Genomic DNA, 16,380 nt, shown 5'->3' on the forward strand with positions numbered 1-16,380 from the left:
CATGACCGCTGATTTTTCTTGTTTTATTAAAAAAATCGTTATATTCAGAATAAATTTTAGTTTCTAAAAATAATTCACTCATATTTTCAGAAATCAGCCCCAAAACATGTCTTTTTCACTGGTCCCGAAACGTTTCTTTTGTGTCAGCGCGCTTCGCTTTTTCCGATGATACAAAAGAACCATTCCCTCGTTTTCAAATACTCTGTTTACGGCCATCACCCTGGGCGAACAGTTTCAGGAGGAACAAATCGATCAGCTGATTGCCAAATACTGCTGAGGAAAGGGCGGCAAAATGCCCGCTCACATTTTTTCATTGTATCAGCAAATAGCAAGTCAATCAATATGTGGCAATTAATGTGCCATCTTTATTTTTTATTTTGTTAAATCGGCATTTTTTTTGCCACAGAACGCAACATCACCTTTCTGCCACCACTCTTTCTCGGTGGCCATCAAAAAATGCCCAAGCTCCGGGATTTAAAAAATCCCGGAGCTTTTATCTGCTGTCTTACTTTTCTATTAATATGGATGTCGTTTTGGAAGTTATTATCTCCCCAGACCGATTTTCAATCGTCTACAAATGAATGATCATCGATAAAATAATGCCGATGATGCCGCAGGCGATCCATTCCAGAACTTTTCGGCTGAGTTTGTTTTTATCATTGTACCGTTTCACCGACTCTTCCAGAGAAATCGTCAGCTGGGCAATCTGCTTCGCCATTACTGCCACGGTCTCTTTAAAATCATCCCCGGTGGCCGCCGTCAGCTCGCGGGTCATAATTTCTTCCGTCACCATCACTTCGTCCGCTTGGTCAGTCCTTTTAAAGACGCCCAGGCTTGAGGCCACGATTTTCGCGTTTTTTTCAATCGAAATGATCGCGATCTGCTTATTTTCCAGCTCAATAAATTCAATAGCCAGCGTCGGACAGGGGATCAGTTTTTCTTTTGCTTTAGTAAAAGTCTCCATCACCGAATCTTTTTTGCAGCCGAGAATTTTGCCCTTTTCATTGACCCCAATAATCAATTTGCCGCCTTCGGCATTGGCAAAAGAAGAAATGATCTTGCTGAGCAAATTCGGCCCGCCGGTATGGTGTCTAAACTCCACTTGGTCACTGTCTCCCTGTTGAATAAGTTTTGCGATCTCCTCATTGATCGGATTGTTTTTATTTGACAATAGCTCCACCGTCTCTTTACTTTAATTTTGTTATAATCATATCATTAAGTCCGATCATAAAACAACCGCTAAGATTATTCCCGCTATCCATTCTTTTATTTTCCGTCACTATGTTTTTTTGATATAATCAGCGAAATTTTTATGATATTTATCAATCTTTATAGTATAATTATAAAGCTGTACATCAACACGCTTTATTACACGCACTGTAATAGTTTCGATTCATCCTATTTGTGTTGGCAACATTTGTTTACCGGTACAGTGAAATACAAAAATTATCGATCAAAACCGAATAAAAAATTGTTGAATTTTCGATGGAACAATAGTATTCTTTTGGTTACAAACAGATTTTTCTGAGGAAGGTTAAAATGCGTATGAAACACACTAGTTTACCACCCAAGCAGGGACTTTACGATCCCGATTTTGAACATGACGCCTGTGGTATTGGAGCGATTGTCCATATTAAAGGTAAAAAATCCCACCATATTGTCCAACAGGCTTTAACAACCCTAGTTAATTTGCAACACCGCGGCGGCCGCGGGGCTGAAACGAACACCGGCGACGGCGCCGGCATTCTGATCCAAATCCCCCACCAATTTTTAGCAAAAGCTTCTATTAAAGAAGGTTTTACCTTGCCGCAACCCGGGGACTACGGTTTGGGGATGTTATTTCTCCCGACCGACGAAGCAAAACGGCACCAATGCGAACAGATCTTGGCCGACGCCATTACAGCCGAAGGTCAAAGTCTGCTGGGCTGGCGGGATGTTCCCGTTGATCTTTGTGATTTGGGCAAAATGGCGGTCGCCAGCATGCCTTTTCTAAAACAGGTTTTTATTAAGAAGAGTGCTGACATTACCGATGCCATGGCTTTTGAACGAAAACTTTACACGATCCGTAAACAGGCGGAAAAAATCACTAAAAAGCAGGGCCTGTCCTTTTATGCCGCCAGCTTCTCCTCACGGACGGTTGTCTATAAAGGCATGTTAACCGAAGATCAGGTTGGCGAATTCTATCTGGATCTTAAAGATCCGGATGTCACCACCGCGATTGCGATGGTCCATTCCCGTTTCAGCACCAACACCTTCCCCAGCTGGGAAAGAGCTCATCCCAACCGTTATGTTATCCACAACGGTGAGATCAACACCCTGCGGGGCAATGTAAACTGGATGTACGCCCGCCAATCGCTGCTGCAAAGCGATCTTTTTGGTGACGAATTGGAAAAAACCTTCCCGGTCGTTGACACCGACGGCAGTGATTCCGCAATTTTTGATAATGTCTTTGAGTTTTTAAACTTAACCGGACGTTCAATGGCTCATAGCGCCATGATGATGATCCCGGAACCCTGGTCCAAACATAAAACAATGAGCCCGGAGAAAAAGGCTTTTTACAACTATCATTCCCGCATCCTCGAACCCTGGGATGGCCCGGCCGCGATTGCTTTCACTGATGGCATTCGCCTGGGCGCGGTTCTGGACCGCAACGGCTTGCGTCCGTCCCGTTACTACGTCACCAAAGATGATATGGTTATTCTCTCCTCGGAGGTTGGCGTTCTGGATATTCCGCCGGAAAACATTCTGTACAAGGAACGTTTACGACCCGGTCGGATGCTGATGATTGATACCGAAAAAGGGGAAATCATCAATGATGAACACCTGAAGCATTCGGTAGCCTGCCAGGAGCCTTACGCAAAATGGCTTGAAGAACATAACATGCCGCTGGAGACCCTGCCTGAGCCTAAAATCAAAAATGTCTCCGATAAAGCAACGCTAGTTCAACGGCAAAAATCATTCGGCTATACCTATGAAGATTTAAAATCAATGATTGTCCCGATGGCTAAAGACGGTGTCGATCCCATCGGCGCGATGGGTAACGATATTCCCTTGGCGGTGCTGTCGGATAAGTCGCAGCTGCTCTTTAATTATTTCAAGGAAATGTTCGCCCAGGTTACCAATCCCCCGATCGATTCCCTGCGGGAAGAACTGATTACCGGCACCGAAGTTTATTTGGGCGGCGAAGGCAATCTGATCAATCCCAAACCGGAAAGCTGTCACCAGGTCAGCCTGAATATGCCAATTCTGAGCAATGATGATCTGGAAAAAATCAAAGAACTGGATGATCCGCTGATCGCCACCGTCACGCTGTCGACTTTATTCGAAAGTCATTCCGGCGGCGATGGTTTGGAACAGGCACTGGAAACAATTTTTGCCGCGGCCGACAAAGCGATTAAAAACGGCGCCACGATTATTGTGCTCTCGGATCGGGGCGTCAATAAAAACCAGATGCCGATTCCCTCGGCCCTGGCAATTTCGGGCCTCCATCATCATTTGATTGATAATCTAACCCGCACCAAAGTCAGTCTGATTGTCGAATCCGGAGAACCCCGAGAGGTTCACCATTTTGCCGTCCTAATCGGTTATGGCGCCACAGCCGTCAATCCTTATCTGGCCTTTGAAACCATTGAGGAGCTCATTGAAAAAGGCCTGTTAACCGATATCGATTATGACAAAGCCGTTTATACCTACATCAAAACCGTCACCAAAGGGGTCATCAAAGTCTTATCCAAAATGGGTATTTCAACCATTTTAAGCTATCACGGGGCCCAGATTTTTGAAGCGGTGGGGATCAACTCGGAAGTCATTGAAAAATACTTCACCCGAACCCCGTCGCGAATCGAAGGGATCGGCCTGGCCGAAATCGCCCGGGAATCGCAGATGCGTCATGACGAAGCCTACAACAATCCCTTTGCCGATGACAAAACACTTGAATCCGGCGGCAATTTCCAATGGCGAGCCGACGGTGAGTTCCATACTTACAACCCGGAAGCAATTTACAAACTGCAGACCTCCTGCCGTAACAAGGACTATCAGCTCTATAAGGAATACACCCGCCTGATTGATGAACAGAGTCAGCAGACCTGTACTTTAAGAGGACTGATGGCCTTTAAAGACCTTCAGCCGATTCCGATTGACGAAGTGGAATCAGTCGAAAGCATCTGTACCCGCTTTAAAACTGGGGCGATGTCCTATGGTTCGCTGGGCAGCGAAGCGCATGAAAGCCTGGCCATTGCCATGAACCGCATCGGCGGAAAAAGCAACACCGGCGAAGGCGGCGAAGATCCCGAACGCTATATTCCGTTAAAAAATGGAGATTCCCGTTGCAGCGCCATCAAACAGGTAGCTTCCGGACGTTTTGGCGTCACCAGCCATTACTTATCCAATGCTCAGGAAATTCAGATCAAGATGGCTCAGGGCGCAAAACCTGGTGAAGGCGGTCAGCTGCCGGGACGTAAAGTCTATCCCTGGGTTGCCAAAACCCGATATTCCACCCCTGGGGTTGGGCTTATTTCACCGCCACCCCATCATGATATTTATTCCATTGAAGATTTAGCGGAACTGATCCACGATTTAAAAAATGCCAATCGCGAAGCCCTGATTAACGTCAAGCTGGTTTCCGAAGTCGGCGTCGGTACGATCGCCGCCGGGGTTGCCAAAGCTAAAGCTGACGTTATTCTAATCAGCGGTTACGATGGCGGCACCGGAGCTTCACCAAAAACCAGTATTCGTCACGCCGGACTGCCCTGGGAACTGGGCCTGGCGGAAACCCATCAGACCCTGGTGCTCAATAATTTAAGAACTCGGGTTAAAGTGGAAACCGATGGTAAACTGCTCACCGGTAAAGATCTGGCCGTGGCCGCGCTCTTAGGTGCGGAAGAATACGGCTTTGCCACCGCCCCGCTGGTTATTCTCGGTTGTGTGATGATGCGTGTTTGTAATTTGGATACCTGCCCGGTCGGGATTGCCACCCAAAACCCGGAACTGCGGAAACGCTTTAAAGGCGACCCGGAACACGTGGTTAACTTTATGAAATTCATTGCCCAGGAACTGCGCGAAATTATGGCAGAACTCGGGTTTAGAACCGTCAATGAAATGATCGGCCGCTCGGACAAACTGGAAATGAACAAGGCGATTGATCACTGGAAATTAAAAGGCCTTGATTTTTCCAACATGCTTTATCAGCCGGTTGTTCCTGAAGGCGGCGGCTTATACTGCCAGATCAAACAAAACCATAAAATCGAACAATCACTCGATTTAACCGAACTTTTAGGCCAGTGCGGTCCCGCTTTGGAACGTCGGGAAAAGGTGGCCATCACCACGACCATCAGAAACACCAACCGGGTTGTCGGCACCATTGTCGGCAATGAAGTTTCCAAACGTTTTGGCGAAGACGGCTTGCCGGAAGACACCATTACCCTAAACCTGACCGGCTCATCCGGACAAAGTCTGGGCGCCTTTATGCCGAAGGGCATGACCATTAAACTCGAAGGCGATGCCAACGATTATTTCGGCAAAGGCCTGTCCGGCGGAAAAATGATTATTTATCCGCCCAACGCTGCAACCTTTGTTCCCGAAGACAATATCATCGTCGGCAACGTCGCCTTCTATGGCGCCACCGATGGCGAAGCGTATATTCGCGGGGTTGCCGGCGAACGTTTCTGTGTTCGAAACAGCGGTGTGACCGCGGTGGTTGAAGCCGTTGGCGACCATGGCTGTGAATATATGACCGGTGGAAAAGTTGTCATTCTGGGGAAAACCGGCCGTAACTTTGCCGCCGGTATGTCCGGTGGCGTGGCCTATGTTTTAGATAATGATGACAGCTTCGCGGAATCCTGCAATGCTGAAATGGTGGATCTGGTTAAAATTACCGATCCGGCTGAATTGGCCGAGCTCAAAGCTTTGATTGAAAAACACCAAGCTTATACCAGCAGTGCCCTGGCACAAAAAATACTCGCCGACTTCGACAATTATTCGAAAAAATTCACCAAGGTTTTACCGCGAGATTATAAACGAATGTTGGATGCCATGGCGCGGGTTCAAGCTCAAGGTCTTACCGGAGATGAAGCTTTAATGGCAGCGTTTCAGGAAAATAACCGGGATTTGTCCCGGGTTAGCGGAAATTAGTGAGGAGGTAAATTATTATGGGAAAATCAACAGGATTTTTAGAATACACACGCGAAGTACCCATGGATCGGGCGCCTCTTGAACGGATCAAAGACTGGCAGGAGTTCCATCTGGAACTCCCGGAAGAAGTCCAGCAAATTCAGGGGGCCCGCTGCATGGACTGCGGCGTTCCCTACTGCCACTCCGGCATCATGCTCGCCGGAGCCGCCTCAGGCTGTCCCCTGCATAACTTAATTCCCGAATGGAATGATCTTATCTATAAGGGGTTATGGCAAGAAGCTTTAGCCAGACTGCTGAAGACTAATAATTTTCCGGAATTCACCGGACGGGTTTGCCCCGCCCCCTGTGAAGGGGCCTGCACCGTGGGTCTTAACCAGCCCCAGGTAACCATTAAAACCAATGAGTGCGCCATTATCGACCGAGCTTTCAAAGAAGGCTGGATTACTCCTAATCCGCCTAAATCCCGCACTGATAAAAAAGTCGCCGTGGTCGGTTCCGGTCCGGCCGGTCTTGCCTGCGCAGCGGAACTCAATAAAGCCGGACATTTAGTCACCGTTTACGAACGGGCCGACCGGATTGGGGGACTTTTAATGTATGGCATCCCCAATATGAAACTGGACAAAATCGGTGTCGTCCAAAGACGGGTCGATTTAATGAAAGCGGAAGGGATCACCTTTGTCACCAATACTGAAGTGGGCAAAGATTATCCCGTAGCCGCCCTGCAGGCCGACTATGACGCCATCGTATTATGTGGCGGTGCCACCAAACCCCGAGATTTACCGGTTGAAGGCAGAAAGCTGGCCGGCGTTCAGTTCGCCATCGACTTTTTAAGCGCCAACACTAAAAGTCTGCTGGATTCCAATCTGACGGACGGTCAATTCACCTCAGCCAAAGATAAGAATGTGGTCATTATCGGCGGTGGCGACACCGGCACCGACTGTGTCGGCACCTCGATCAGACATGGCTGCAAAAGCGTCATTCAATTGGAAATCATGCCGAAACCGCCCCTGGACCGAACCGCCAACAACCCCTGGCCGGAATGGCCCAAGACCTATAAATTGGACTATGGCCAGGAAGAAGCCCAGGCGCTGTACGGCGACGACCCCCGGCGCTACTGCACCACCACCAAAAAAATGGTGGGCGATGCCAGCGGACAGATTAAAGAAATCCATACCGTTGACATCAAATGGGTTCCGGACGAAACCGGTCGGATGACCATGCAGGAACTCCCGGGCACCGAAAAAATCCTGCGAGCTGATCTGGTTTTGCTGGCCATGGGTTTTCTGGGACCGGAAGATCAATTGGTCGATCAGTTAGGGCTGGATCGGGACCCCCGTTCCAACGTTAAAGCCGATTACGGCAGTTACCAGACCAATGTTGCCAACGTATTTGCCGCCGGCGATATGCGTCGCGGCCAAAGCCTGGTTGTCTGGGCCATTAACGAAGGCCGGGAAGCCGCCCGAGCCTGCCACAGCTATTTAGAAAATAAATAATCGGAATTTTGAAATACAAAAGAGGGTGACAATTGCTGTCACCCTCTTTTGTTAACTAATCCATTCGGTTCTTAGGCTTGCTTCTTTTTTTAAACAAACAGTTCTTTTAGAGATACTTTTGTAAGTTAAGTGACCGGAAAACCTTCGTACGTCAGGTAATCTTCGGCAACAGATAGAGCTTACCTATCCCGTTTCTTCACCATCTTTCATTTCAATCAGACCATCAACATAGCCTTCAAGCTTCATAATGGCTTTATCCTGTAACGTTTCATCTTTTATTTTGTCAAATATCGCAAGTAACCGTTTTTCTTTTTCAGTAAGAGAAGCAGAGATTGTCATCACTCTATTTTTTGCAATGCAAGTGTCAATTGATCTTCCACAGAGATAATCCAATGAAACATCGAAAAAATCAGCGATTTTGTTTACTGTTTCGCAATCAGGTTCACGTTTATTTATTTCATACAATGAAAGAGACGACCTTGAAATTGATAATGCCTGTGACAATTCAATTTGGGTTAAATTCATATCTTTTCTAAGTTCTTTCAACCTTGTGCCAATCATTTTTCACCTCTCTGATGCCATTATATCGGTTCAATTGATTACAAACAACAGATGCATCAAAATGTAGCAATATTGTACAATTCACCATTGACTTGCTTCATATTGTAGCATTATAATAGACATATGATGAAAATTAAGCGGATAGATGCAGTAGCCAGCGACTCTAGCCAAAAGCGGAAAGCTTTTTTTTATTAACAATGTAAACCATTAAAATGAAGGTTTATAAAAATCATCGGGTGTCAGTCGTGACACAACCGCCGAATCAAGAGGGAGAAGAAAATGAAATGGATCAGTAACATGAAAATTGGAATGAAATTGATGGTGAGTTTTATTATTGTAGCACTTATCACCGAAGTTGTAGGCGTTGTCGGTTTCAAGAAAGTCGAAGCCGCCAATGTGTCAGTAACCACCATTATTATTGTTACTGTTACCGCTGTGATTGTGGCTTTACTATTTGCCTTATTCTTGCGTGCTGTAATTGTTAAGCCATTGGAAAAAGCAAACCACATGATTACAGAACTCGCCAAAGGACATCTGGGAATGCGTTTAGTAGTCACGTCTCAGGATGAAGTGGGCAGTTTGAGCGCGTCATTGAACAAGCTGGCGGACGATCTCCAGATTGTTAACATTGAACTGATGGGCAACATCGCCGCTGGCGATGTTTCGGAAAATCTCACCGTTCATGATGCTGAGGATGTCATTACCCCGCCGCTTAACCTCACCATCGAGACCATTCGTAGCCTGATTGATGAAGTCGTGATGCTATCTCATGCAGCAGTGGAAGGCAAATGGGATGCTCGAGGCGATGCTGATCATTTCAAAGGCGGTTATAAAGAAATCATTGAGGGAATCAATGCCACCCTGGATACGGTTGTTGATAAAATGATCTGGTATGAATCCATTATCGATGCGGTGCCATTCCCGGTTCACGTCACTGATAATAACATGAAGTGGACCTTTATGAACAAACCATTTGAAAGTCTGATGATTGAAAACAAAGTCATTACAGATCGTAATTCCGCCTGTGGTATGGACTGCTACAATGCTGGCGCGACCGTTTGTAGAACTGAAGGTTGTGGGATACGGAGACTGGTTGATCAGGGATTATCAGACAGTTATTTTGAATGGTGTGGCCGTAACAATAAACAGGATACCACTTACCTCAAGAACACAAAAGGCGAGAATATAGGCTTTGTGGAAGTCGTTACCGATTTAACACCAATAATCCGAGTGAGTGATTATACCAAATGCGAAGTGTCTCGATTGGAACAAAATCTGATTCGTTTATCTCAGGGCGATCTGACGTTTGATATGGCTATCGGCGAAGCCGATGAATACACTTCAGAAGTCAGTGCACAATTCAACGAAATCGCTAACAGTCTGTCGGAAGTTAAAACCTCTGTAGACAACCTGATCAGTGATGCCACCTTGTTGGCCCAGGCGGGCATCGAAGGACAACTGAATACCCGGGCTGACGTCAGCAGACATCAGGGTGATTTTGCAAAAATCGTGGACGGTGTCAATGCCACATTGGATGCCGTCGTTGCACCGGTTCAGGAAGCCTCAAATACGTTAAAAGAATTGTCACAGGGGAACCTGAATACGGGGATGATTGGCGATTATAACGGGGACTATACCATGATCAAAGACAACATGAACCTGACTATTGCCTTCCTGAAAAACTATGTGGATGAAATCACGCAAACATTGGAAGAAATGGGCCGGGGCAATATGAACCAGCACATTACCACCGAATATCTGGGCGATTTCCAGGCAATAAAAACAGCTCTTAACGATATTAACACCAATCTGAGTGCCACCTTGTCGCACATTAACGAAGCGGCCGGACAGGTAGAAGCTGGTGCTAATCAGATATCCGACGGCGGACAGGCCCTGGCTCAGGGAACCACCGAACAAGCCAGTTCCATTCAGGAACTTACGGCATCAATTGAAGAGGTGGCAAGCGAAACAAAACAAAATGCCGAAAATGCCAATCATGCCAATGAAGTAGCAAATGCTGTACGATCAAATGCAGAGGTCGGCAATAGTCAGATGACGAATATGGTAACCGCCATGGTGGAAATCAATCAATCTTCCAGCAATATTTCTAAGATCATCAAGGTCATCGACGATATTGCTTTTCAGACCAATATTCTGGCGCTTAACGCCGCCGTCGAGGCCGCCCGGGCTGGGCAGCACGGCAAAGGATTTGCCGTAGTTGCAGAAGAAGTCCGAAACCTTGCCGCCAGAAGCGCGCTAGCTGCAAAAGAAACCACCGCTCTTATTGAAGGATCCATCATCAAAGTGGAAGCAGGAACAAAGATAGCGGGTCAGACTGCCGAAAGCCTAAAAAACATATTAATAGAAATTGAAGAAGTAACCAGTTTAGTCGGCGAGATCGCTCATTCTTCCAATGATCAGGCTTCCGAAATAGCCCAGATTAATATCGGTGTTGAACAGGTTTCCCAGGTGGTTCAGACTAATTCAGCCACTGCTGAAGAAAGTGCCGCTGCCAGTGAAGAACTTTCAGGGCAAGCAGAAATGCTTAGACAAATGGTGGGTGCATTTCAATTAAAATAAGAAAAAGAAAAATCCCTTTGACAGCCGTGACAATCTCGCCAGACTTTCCAGCCACTTCAAAAAACTAAAAAAGACGATAATTTTGGTATCTGTAAAAAACAAAAGAGGATGATAATTACTATCACCCTCTTTTGTGCATATAACCCATTCGCTGCTAGGCTTGCTTCTTTTTTAAAGAAAACAGTTCTTTTTCTGTTTCAATCTCCTTATGCAGGACAAAATGAAGCGTATCCTTAATCTCTGCGAATTGCTGTTCAGTATCTGACTTGAATTCTGTTAATACCGCCGTCTGCTCGCTAACCGCTTCCAGTTTTATTCTGATTTCTTTTAAATCAGCTTTTACTCCAGTTAGTTCAGTCTTGACTCCATTTAAACCATTTTCCAGTGAATCTAATTTTTTTAATACAATCATTTGGAATTCATCATTCGACATTATTAATAACCATCCTTTCAAAATTAAAGATATGAAACTAATCGGCTGGTCAAAATGCAATTTTTATGTTGTCATTATTATACCTTAATTTTCTATAAATAGATACTTTTTTAAGTTAAGGATGACAAGCGCCGTATGATGACAAATAGTTTTCCTACTGATGATTTGTCTGTTTTTGCTTGATGGTCAATTCTTAAATTTAATTGGTGATGCCTATGCTGCCAGTAGTATAAGGGATATCCCTTCTGCGTTAAAGCAGTGGCAACATAATTTTCAGTCAGCACACCGATGCCAGCTCCCCCCCCTCATTTCTACCCGTGCTCTTTTAAAAACTCAATGATCGCAGATTCAACGAGTTCTTCTTTACTCATTCTTGTTCTCTTACTAAAATCTTCCACCATCGAAAGTAGCGCTTTCGATAATCCGATGCTGATTTGTTCATTAATCACGACTATTTCTTTTTGTTTTGACTCACTGTCTGTTACACCATAATGATTCCCTAGATTTTCGATTTCTTCCAGTATTTGCTTTATTCCCAAACGACAATCATATAAAAAATCGTCAAGAATATCTTTATTATCCTGTGTGGCCTGTTTAATTTCAGCGCGCAGCAGAGGGGGCTCTCCCTTTTCGACATGATCATCGTCTTCGCAAATATGATTAACTGCAACATGAAGCTGTTCAATATTCTGATGAATATATCGGCTTGTCACCTTTAAATCACTGTGCCCCAACAGCTTCTGGACCGCAGACAGTGAAACATTATGGCTCACCAATGCTGAAGCAAAGCTATGCCTGAGAATATGAGCTGTTACGTGCTTTTCCCAGCCAAGCTTTTTGACAGTTGCTAACAAGTGTTCATTAACGGTCTGGCGTGATAACTTGCCAGTTCGTGCTGTCGCAAAAAAATTATCTGATTTTACATTTGGTCGAATCTCATATAAATAATGGCTTAACACTTTCATCAGCATTTGATTAATGGGCACAATTCGATCTTTATTTCCTTTACCTTCTCTCACCTTTATTATCCTGGTTTCAAAATCAACATCTGTCAATTTCAGATTACTCAGTTCACTGATTCTCAAGCCGGTATTTGCAAGCGTAATGACCGCTGTTCTCACCAATTTATGATCAATATTTTCAATAAGCTGCGTTATTTCTTCCTGCACCAGAAATATACGTTCTTTTTCTTTTACCGGGATCGATTCCAACCGCTTGCTGATGTTATTTTCAACCAGTTCCCGATTATGCAGATAGTTGTAAAATGACCTGATGATGTAAATAATTCGGTTTCTTGTTAAAGCCTGATTTCCTTTCTTCTGATGGTATTCTAAATATTCTTCCAGATCTGCTAGCGTTATTTCTTCTACATTAACCATTCTTCCAAATCGTGTTTCCAGGAAACAACATAATGCATTCAGTACATTTCTATACCCGCTTGTTGTTGCTTTTGATCTTTCTTTTACAACAAGATGGTGAATAAAATTACTGACAGCCTTTTCCAAAACCATAAAATTCCTCCTTCAATACTAACGATACTACTAGTATATTCGTTTTTTTCAGGCAAGAATTAGTTTTAGGATAATTCTATTAACTATTTACTGTAAAATAATACAGCCATAACTAATATTGTCGCTGCTCAGGGGAACTTGGTAGCAATACCTAAAGTTACGAGTGTAACTGCTCTTGACGGTCAAGAATTACTTGTTACATTTGCAACAGTAGTTGACAAAGGTTCTGCTGAAACAACAACTAATTATGTATTTAATGCAGCTAACTCAAGTGCTGCTGGTAATTTAGCAGTATCCGCTGCAAAATTACAAGATGATAAAAAATCTGTTGTTTTAACATTAAGTACTCCTTATTTAAACAATAAAACAGCAGCTAGCTACTTAGGAAATATTAAAAATCTTACAACTGTAGATGGTACAAAAGTAGCTGAGTATTCTAAGACTTTGAATTTATTTGATGCAGTTGCTCCTACAGTAACAGGAATTACTTATCCAGATAGTAATACTATTAAGGTAGCATTTAGCGAACCAATCAATACTATTTCAACTGGAATCGCTTCTGCAACAGCTATTAAATTAGATGGTTCTACTGTAGTTGTACCTTCAGGCGCATATACATTAGCAACTGACAAGAAAAGTTTCACAATTAATATTGCAACATCTGGTTTAGCAAGTTCTAAAAATTATGAGATGACAATTAATGGGTTAACTGATTTTTCATCTAATGCTATGACTAAATTTGTTGGTGATATTACTTTTGCACCAGACACAACTAATCCAACAGTAACAAGCTTAATAGCAATTGACTTAAGTCATTTCAAAGTAACATTTAGCGAGCCACTAAAACAAGTTGGCGGCTTATACTTTGCAGTGAAAATTGATGGAACTAGTTATTCTGGTACTATCGCAAATGCAAACACTACAACACCAGACTATAAGACATTTATATTCACAATGACATCACCAACAACATTAGTAACAGCTGGTAATCATGTTGTGACTGTAAATAACTTCCAAGACACAGCAGGAAATCCAACTAATGCAGCATTATCAACATTTACTCAAGAACTTACTTTCGCCGTTACTAAACCTGTATTAGCAAGTACAGTAGGTACAGTGAAGACAATTGGTGGAAATGCATACGTTGTATACAGCTTTGACAGAGATGTTCTTGCTTCTGGTTCTGTATCAGGAACATATGTAAAAGATTCAGTAACTAATACTGTTACAGGCCTAGTTCTTAAAGATTCAACAACTTTAGGTATTGAGAAAAATGAAATAGCTGTTACTGCTCCTACGGTAACAGGTGACTACACAGTAACATTCCAAACTTCATCAGTTAGAGATACTTACAATAATGCTATAGCTAAGACAGATGTAACATTTGCTTACGGTAATACAACACCAGCAACAGTATCTGCAGTAGCTCAAGGTACAACATCTGCAACTATGGATTATGTAACTGTTGACTTTAGCAAGGAAGTTTCAAATGCAGCAGTTGATCCATCACATTACACAGTAGATGGTGTTCAAGTATTCAGTGGCGCAATATTCGTCGGTGACAAAACACATGTAAAATTAACATTAAATTCTGGCGCAATAGCAACAACTGGAACTAAGACATTCACAGTAAGTGGAATTTCTGATGTAACAGATAAAACTTACGATGGTACTACATACGCTAAAATTCCATTTGTAGAGAACGTAAAACCTGTTGTACAAAAAGTTGAATTGACAGCTTTAAATACAGTAAGACTAACATTCTCAGAAAATGTAACACATGTAACGCTTGGTGATTTTGAAGTTAAGGTAAACGGCGCAGTTGCTACAACAACGCTTGCTGGTGCTAATGATAATGTAGTAACATTAACATTAACTACACCATTAACTACTTCAACAACTCCAGTTACCGTTGCTATAGTATCAGGCACAGGTATTACAGATACCGCAATTCCTGGAAACCTTACACCTGAAGGTCAATTAACGACTGCTACAGTCGCTCTAAGCGATACTAAAGGTATAGCTGATGCAGCATTACAGTCAGCATTCGCACAATTTAATTTTGGTGCAAATAGTGTAACTGATGCAACGTTAGCAACAGGTAAAACTGCAGCTACAGCAAGAACAGCTTACAATGCAGCCGTGACCGCTGTAAATAATAATGGTAACACTGCTAATACTGTAAATCTTGGTAAAGGTACATCTCCAAGTTATGCTCAATCATTAGCATGGTTAAATGCAGCAGTATTAGTAGCTGAAGCTAAAGACTTCGGTCAAACAGCTGACTTAACGGTTACTGCAAATTTAACAACCTATAACACAATGATCACAGCAGCTAACACTGCAATCAATGCTACAGCAGATAATGTAGTTGCTACAGCAGATAGTGGAAAAACAAACCTTGCTACGAGTAAGGGTTTAATGACTACTGAAGCTGGTTTTGTTGCTACAGCCAACACAACATATAACACATTAGCATCATCAATTGATGCAGTAGTAGCAACAAGCGGAAATACAGCTGTTAATTTAGCCGCAGCTGAAACTGCTTACGATAATGCAGTGGCAGCAGAAGGTAATTTGACAACATTAAGTGCTGCAACCGATACTAAGTTAACATCTGATATTGCTACTCAAAAAGCAAGAACTACAGCAGTTGTTACAAACATTAAACTTGTACAAGGCGCAACTTCTGCAGTTGTAAAAGCAACATGGGGTTCTGACAGTGGTAATCTAACTTTAACTGATGTTACATTAAGCCCAGTGACATTCACAACAGGTTTAGGAATTACTACAATCACAGTAAGTAACACTACTGGTGTATTTACAATTAGTGCAGGACCTGCTACAGCTAACATACCGGTAACAATACCAGGTACAAGTGCACTTAACTTGTTTGATACTGCAACCGTAACTAGTGGTGTAGCTTCAATAGCAAGTGGTGGTAATACTATAGTAGTAGCTCCATAATTGATTCATCTTTCCTAAACCCTAATAGGTAGCACGAAAGAAACAGATCCCCCAAGGAGAAATCTTTGGGGGATTTCTTTTTCTCTCGTTCACCTATAGGACATGTGACGAATAGAACATACGTTCGCATTCTCTGAAAAAATATTGTGATTCTCACTGTAAAATCTTCCAGCTATTAAAAATCCTATTACCTTTCCAGTCTTTCCAATCACTTCTGCCAAATTCCTATCTACTAAACTCAATGAAGAATTTGAATTCTCCAACCAGTCCCATCTTTTTTGTCCCTAAATTGCCGACAGTACCGACAGTCGTGACAGGCGAATTTCGGTTGTGATGATTTCGGACTAGAGAACCACCTGATCTGATGGTCAGTGCCACGCAATCCGGACTTGGTTGCAATGGTTCCGGTATCAGAAATGCAATGCAAGTTGTCACCATTGTCGAGACTGTCGGGAAATACTGGTCAAAATTAAATGTCAATCAGAGGATTCACGTTCAAAATTGAGCAGTACCATTCAATCAGCACATAAATTCCAGCAGAACTTAACGTAACGAACATAAAAGTGTCACATTCGTTTGGTAAGCGATTCAAAAGATGGCGTAGTGCAAATCAGACCGAATTATTGTAGACTAACCTGAAAGAACGTTCAAGGAGGTTAAGAATACAATGGATGAAACAAAAAGAATGCTTTGGGAAGATCGATTT

General features: G+C 43.3%; 9 protein-coding genes. 4 read left to right on the forward strand and 5 right to left on the reverse strand.

The window, feature by feature from the left end; genetic code table 11:
- Window positions 1-571: 571 nt before the first annotated feature.
- Entirely contained in the window at window positions 572-1,171 is a 600-nt protein-coding gene (locus tag FZC41_RS16655) for an AlbA family DNA-binding domain-containing protein (RefSeq protein ID WP_170254043.1), read from the reverse strand.
- 374 nt (window positions 1,172-1,545) lie between these two features.
- On the opposite strand from FZC41_RS16655, the gene gltB reads away from it, so the two are divergent.
- Window positions 1,546-6,129 (forward strand): glutamate synthase large subunit, encoded by a 4,584-nt coding sequence (gltB, locus tag FZC41_RS16660; RefSeq protein WP_170254046.1) that lies wholly within the window; start codon window positions 1,546-1,548, stop codon window positions 6,127-6,129.
- A 17-nt stretch (window positions 6,130-6,146) separates the two neighbouring features.
- A complete protein-coding gene (locus tag FZC41_RS16665; RefSeq protein WP_148568582.1) occupies window positions 6,147-7,622 on the forward strand; it encodes a glutamate synthase subunit beta in 1,476 nt (491 codons plus the stop codon).
- 183 nt (window positions 7,623-7,805) lie between these two features.
- Here FZC41_RS16665 and FZC41_RS16670 read toward each other — a convergent pair whose 3' ends face one another.
- On the reverse strand, window positions 7,806-8,183 hold the full coding sequence (locus FZC41_RS16670; RefSeq protein WP_148568583.1) for a helix-turn-helix domain-containing protein: 378 nt from the start codon (window positions 8,181-8,183) through the stop codon (window positions 7,806-7,808).
- Window positions 8,184-8,462: 279 nt separating this feature from the next.
- On the opposite strand from FZC41_RS16670, the gene FZC41_RS16675 reads away from it, so the two are divergent.
- Window positions 8,463-10,763 carry a methyl-accepting chemotaxis protein gene (locus FZC41_RS16675; protein ID WP_148568584.1) on the forward strand — a complete coding sequence of 767 codons (2,301 nt, stop codon included), beginning with the start codon at window positions 8,463-8,465 and terminating at the stop codon, window positions 10,761-10,763.
- A 154-nt stretch (window positions 10,764-10,917) separates the two neighbouring features.
- Here FZC41_RS16675 and FZC41_RS16680 read toward each other — a convergent pair whose 3' ends face one another.
- Both FZC41_RS16680 and FZC41_RS16685 read right to left on the reverse strand, forming a co-directional pair.
- Window positions 10,918-11,196, reverse strand: a complete 279-nt coding sequence (locus FZC41_RS16680; protein ID WP_148568585.1) for a hypothetical protein — start codon at window positions 11,194-11,196, stop codon at window positions 10,918-10,920.
- 311 nt (window positions 11,197-11,507) lie between these two features.
- A complete protein-coding gene (locus tag FZC41_RS16685) occupies window positions 11,508-12,707 on the reverse strand; it encodes a tyrosine-type recombinase/integrase (RefSeq protein ID WP_148568586.1) in 1,200 nt (399 codons plus the stop codon).
- A 138-nt stretch (window positions 12,708-12,845) separates the two neighbouring features.
- Here FZC41_RS16685 and FZC41_RS16690 point away from each other — a divergent pair, with 138 nt between their 5' ends.
- Complete coding sequence (locus tag FZC41_RS16690) at window positions 12,846-15,674, forward strand: beta strand repeat-containing protein (RefSeq protein WP_148568587.1); 2,829 nt, start codon at window positions 12,846-12,848, stop codon at window positions 15,672-15,674.
- A gap of 225 nt (window positions 15,675-15,899) precedes the next feature.
- On the opposite strand, the gene FZC41_RS16695 is transcribed toward FZC41_RS16690, so the two are convergent.
- Window positions 15,900-16,154, reverse strand: coding sequence for a hypothetical protein (locus FZC41_RS16695; protein WP_148568588.1), 255 nt, complete (start codon window positions 16,152-16,154; stop codon window positions 15,900-15,902).
- Window positions 16,155-16,380: the final 226 nt, after the last annotated feature.

The sequence above is a fragment of the Acetobacterium paludosum genome (genome assembly GCF_008086595.1).
Taxonomy (GTDB): Bacteria; Bacillota; Clostridia; order Eubacteriales; family Eubacteriaceae; genus Acetobacterium; species Acetobacterium paludosum.